The sequence below is a fragment of the Streptomyces sp. NPDC048637 genome, from assembly GCF_040650675.1.
GTDB lineage: Bacteria > Actinomycetota > Actinomycetes > Streptomycetales > Streptomycetaceae > Streptomyces.
Genome location: NZ_JBEZHQ010000085.1, coordinates 1 through 4,129, shown reverse-complemented (window position 1 = coordinate 4,129; position 4,129 = coordinate 1). Strand labels below are relative to the sequence as shown.

The window sequence follows — 4,129 nt, the reverse complement described above, 5'->3', positions numbered from 1 at the left end:
CACCGGCGGTGAGCTGGACCTCTTCGGCACGGAGTTCCGGCGGTTCAAGGACTGGGCCCGGATCGGCTATGTCCCGCAGCGCACCACCGCGGCGGTTCGGGGGCCGCCGACTACCGCACAAGAAAGGGGAGACCGGCTCGGAGGGGTCCCCAACCGGGTCCTGGAGGCCGACGACACGTCACACGAGCCCCCGAATTGCCCAACAGCGTCCCCAGGGGCCGAGTTGCGTACGGCGACCGGGTCAGGGTCCGCAGAACGGCATGGTCCTCACGTATCCGCCGAGGTTCTCGTCGTCGGTGCCCAGGAGGGCATCGGCGGACCCAGGCAGACACTCCACCCCTTCGATCTTGTACTGCGGGAACCTCCCGAGCACGGTAGGGGACGCCGCGAGCGTGACCCGTACCCGGCCCGCCGCCGACACGGTCACCCGGCCCGCGTCGCTCACTGCCGAGTCGAACGGGCCGTCGTCACCGGCGTCCGCCGCCGAACTCGCGATGATCCGGCCGGAGCTGGTCACCGAGATGTCGGAGAGGTGTCGCGTGCCGCCGTCGGTCGGGTATGCCGCCCGGTAGGCCCGGTGCGTCACAGCGCCGAACTGCGGCTGTCCCCACGGGGCGAATGTCAGGGGCGCCGCGTACAGCGTGGCGGGACGATCCGCGCCGGCTCCCCGGTCCGCCCACAGGGCGGCGAGTTTCCCGTTCTGGGCGACGAGCGCGAAGCTCTCGAAGTCGTCACCCTCGCCGATCGCCGGCAGCGGCGAGTAATCGACGACCGTCGCCGTGGAGCCGGTGACCTTCAGGCGGTAGACGAGGCCGCGGCCGGTGAGCGCCAGGTATTCCCCCGGCATCCTCGGAATGGCTTCGATGGCCTCCAGGTCGACGGGTTCCGGCCCGTCCCAGGTGATCGGGGAGATGCTGTCGGAGCCCTCCCGGTGGGTGATCCGGGACAGACGCTGCTGCCCGGACCGCTTGTTGTCGTGCACGACCAGCACGTGCACCCCGGCTCCGTCTCCGGTACGGCCCTCGTACGCGAGGCCGCTGACACCGCTGCGGGCATCGCCGCCGACCTTCTGCCAGGTGCCGTCCGCCCCGGCCGGGGCGGTGCCGAGCACCGTCAGCAGCGCGGTCGCCGCGGTGAGCCCGGCCATGTGCTGCAACATCGGGAGTTTCACTGGGAGTCGCTCGCCTTCTCCGTCCGGCAGACGCGAGATCACGCGCCGGACGCCAGGTTATTGATCATGGTGAGCGGGGCCCAGCGACGGGTACGCCATCCGAGGGAGCGCGTAGCCGGACTCGGCAGGCAGGCGCCGCACAGCCGCACGCCGCGGCCCCGTCCTTCAGGGCCTCACGCCTCCTCGTCCCGGCGCCTGCCCCGCGGCAGCGTGAGCGTCGCGCCCGCCGTCAGTACGAGCCCGGCCGCTGCGATCAGCACGCTCCACCGAATGCCGGCCAGGAACGTGTCCGCCCCCGCCAGCAGCGCCCCGAAGACCGCCACCGCGATCGCTCCGCCGGCCTGGCGGCCGGTGTTGAGCACGGCGGACGCGGTGCCTGCCCGGTCCGCGGGCACGGCGTCGAGCAGCATCGCGGTCAGCGCAGGCACCGTCAGCGCCCCGCCGAGGCCGACCGGCACCATCAGCGCCGCCACCACCCACACGTTGGTGTGCGCGCCGACGGTGAGCAGCGCCAGCAGGCCGGCCGTCCCGAGCAGCTGTCCTGCGACCATCGGCACCCGCGGGCCGAACAGTCCGGCCAGCTTGGCCGAGGCCAGGTTCACCACTGCGACCAGTGCCGGGAAAATCGCCATCGATGCCGGTTCAGCGGGCGGGTTTCTCCCAGGTCAGTGAGTACCGGCGCAGCACATGACGGCGGTAGCGCACGCCGGGCAGCAGCCGCTGGGCAGCAGCCCGCACCTGCCCATAGCTCATCTGCGGGTCGGCGACCGGCATGCCCTGTGGGCCACGCGCGCGACGCAGCACCTTCGTGATCCGCACGATCGGGGCAGTCGCGATCAACGCCGCCCACTCCGTCACGCTCGCCTCGCGGGCCAGGCCGACCACCGCCAGCGTGCCGCCAGGCCGCAGCAGCTCGCGCATGCGGACGAGGGTTGCCTCGAAGTCCATGTGATGGATCGTGGTCACCGAGCAGACAAAGTCGTACTCCGCACCGGGAAGTTCCGCGGTGAGGAAGTCTCCCTCGATGAAGGTGAGTTGCGGGTGGCCGGCAGCGGAGGCGCGTGCGCAGGCGATCATGTCCGGCGACTTGTCGATTCCGGTGATGTGTTTCGCCCGCCCGGCAAGCTTCTGTGCCAGCAGCCCGTCCCCACAGCCAACGTCCAGGGCATCGCCGCACCCCTCGGGAACAGACCGGAGGATGCCCGGGTGCCGGGCAACGTTGGTGTTCCAGTACGGCTCGGGGGCGGGCTGGCGCATCGGATCATCGTAGAGGCCGGTCATGGCCTGCCGAGTGCACACCGAAGGATTCGCCGTCCCAGATCTGCTGCACACGCGGGGATGCTGCGGCCTGCCTTCTCTGGCACCGGAGTTTGCTCTGGCACCGGAGTTTGCCCAGGGCGGCGTCCGAGGGCCAACAAAGCGGCTCTGGCCGGCTACGGGCCCCCGATCGCGGAGATGTGCTGGAGGGAGAAGGCCGCTGTGTAGCCCGCGCCGCCTTCCACGCTCGCCCATGTGACCGAGGCCAGGGCGCTGTACGGGGCGATATGACGGTAAGGCAGGCCAATGATGCCGGCCAGGTGCGGAGCAAGGGTCCGCATCACAGGCACAAAGCGGAAGACCAGGAGGGTTTGGCCGGCGCGCTTCTTCATGAGGGTTTCGACTCGCTGCCACGCCGAGGCAGGAATGCGGCGGCCGAGATTCCCGGTACGCAGGCGCTTGCCCAGCAGGCGGCCGGTTCGATGGCCAAGAGCATCCCCGATCATGACAGCGCAGGCGGCGACTGAGATGACCCACAACAGGTTCATGCTGCCAGTGCGGGCCAAGGCTCCCGCGGTGAGCATGAGGGCGAGAGTGGGGACGAGGGCACCCACCAGCAGAATAGATTCTGCCACGATTCCTGTGGCCAGCACCGTGTAGGCGGCGGCAGGGGGAATCTGGCTGAGCAGGCTGGTGAGGCCATTCATCGCGATAGGTCAGGCTGGGCGGTCAATGCGGCGGAGGCGCTGACAGCATCGAGTGGCCGGCGCAGTTGCCATACCTTCGCGGGTGGCAGATTTCCCCACACGGTCCAGCAGCCGATCGCGTACCGGTGGTGATATTGGTGCAACAGATCTTTGACGTCGCGTTGACGGCGGGCCTCTGGGCGGGATGGCAGCAAGGTGCGGACCCAGCGACTGCCGCAATAGGAAAAGTAGGTGAGAGTGCCCCCGGGACGGAGCAGGTCCAAGTAGCGACCCATGATTTCGTCCACCTGCCCGGGGGAGAAGTTGGTGAACGGCAGGCCAGAGACGATCACGTCATAGCGGCGGTCAGTCGTGAGCTGTTCGACATATACGTTATGGACGCGCACTTGCTCCTGCTGTGCCGGCAGGTTCGGGTAGCCGCGGACCAGGCGACGCAGATGAGCGGCAAAATGGGCGTTGGATTCGACGATGTCGAGTCGGCTTCCCCGGGGTATCCGGGGGAGCAGGGCTCGTGTGACCGAGCCGGTACCCGCGCCTACTTCCAGGACGTTCGAAATCCGCGGCTCACGTTCCAGCAACGGCTCAGCCAGCAGATTGGCCAGCGACTTTCCGCTGGGGGCGATGGAACCGACCGTGCGATGGTTCCGTATCGATTCAACTAAAAACGCCCATCCTTCGGTCGCACGCTGAGCCCGGCCGCGGTGGTGAGTCGGGGAATCCGGCTCGGCTGCCGTGTAGGACATGGGGACTCCTGGAAAAGGGTGGAGGATTCGATGTCCCCATCCTCGAATGCACAGGTCAGCGACGTCCTCCCCTAAAAGACCCAAAGTCGGACGGTCCTGAAGTGCCACTGCTGGCCCCGGCGTCATCCTCTGGACGGACGGGCGCCCACCCTGAGACCTAGATGAATGAGTCCGATGTTTGTGCTGGCCGCGACCATGGCGAAGGGCGCCCGTTGACTCGTGTGTGACTACCAGCCTGGACGCCCTTCTGG

General features: G+C 68.6%; 5 protein-coding genes and 1 pseudogene. 1 reads left to right on the top strand and 5 read right to left on the bottom strand.

What is annotated here, in order from left to right; genetic code table 11:
• A pseudogene (locus tag AB0C46_RS40605) lies at window positions 1–124 on the top strand (ABC transporter); the annotation flags it as partial.
• A gap of 117 nt (window positions 125–241) precedes the next feature.
• On the opposite strand, the gene AB0C46_RS40600 reads toward AB0C46_RS40605, so the two are convergent.
• The 5 genes from AB0C46_RS40600 to AB0C46_RS40580 all read right to left on the bottom strand — a co-directional run bounded on the left by AB0C46_RS40600 (window position 242) and on the right by AB0C46_RS40580 (window position 3,878).
• A complete protein-coding gene (locus tag AB0C46_RS40600) occupies window positions 242–1,159 on the bottom strand; it encodes a hypothetical protein (RefSeq protein ID WP_362834161.1) in 918 nt (305 codons plus the stop codon).
• 185 nt (window positions 1,160–1,344) lie between these two features.
• Window positions 1,345–1,803 (bottom strand): MFS transporter, encoded by a 459-nt coding sequence (locus AB0C46_RS40595; protein ID WP_362834160.1) that lies wholly within the window; start codon window positions 1,801–1,803, stop codon window positions 1,345–1,347.
• A 10-nt stretch (window positions 1,804–1,813) separates the two neighbouring features.
• Window positions 1,814–2,428 carry a class I SAM-dependent methyltransferase gene (locus tag AB0C46_RS40590; RefSeq protein WP_362834159.1) on the bottom strand — a complete coding sequence of 205 codons (615 nt, stop codon included), beginning with the start codon at window positions 2,426–2,428 and terminating at the stop codon, window positions 1,814–1,816.
• Window positions 2,429–2,604: 176 nt separating this feature from the next.
• On the bottom strand, window positions 2,605–3,135 hold the full coding sequence (locus tag AB0C46_RS40585) for a DedA family protein (protein ID WP_362834158.1): 531 nt from the start codon (window positions 3,133–3,135) through the stop codon (window positions 2,605–2,607).
• The gene (locus AB0C46_RS40580; RefSeq protein ID WP_362834157.1) at window positions 3,132–3,878 is read right to left on the bottom strand and encodes a methyltransferase; all 747 of its coding nucleotides are present in this window, start codon (window positions 3,876–3,878) and stop codon (window positions 3,132–3,134) included. Before AB0C46_RS40580 ends, AB0C46_RS40585 begins: the two co-directional genes overlap by 4 nt.
• Window positions 3,879–4,129: the final 251 nt, after the last annotated feature.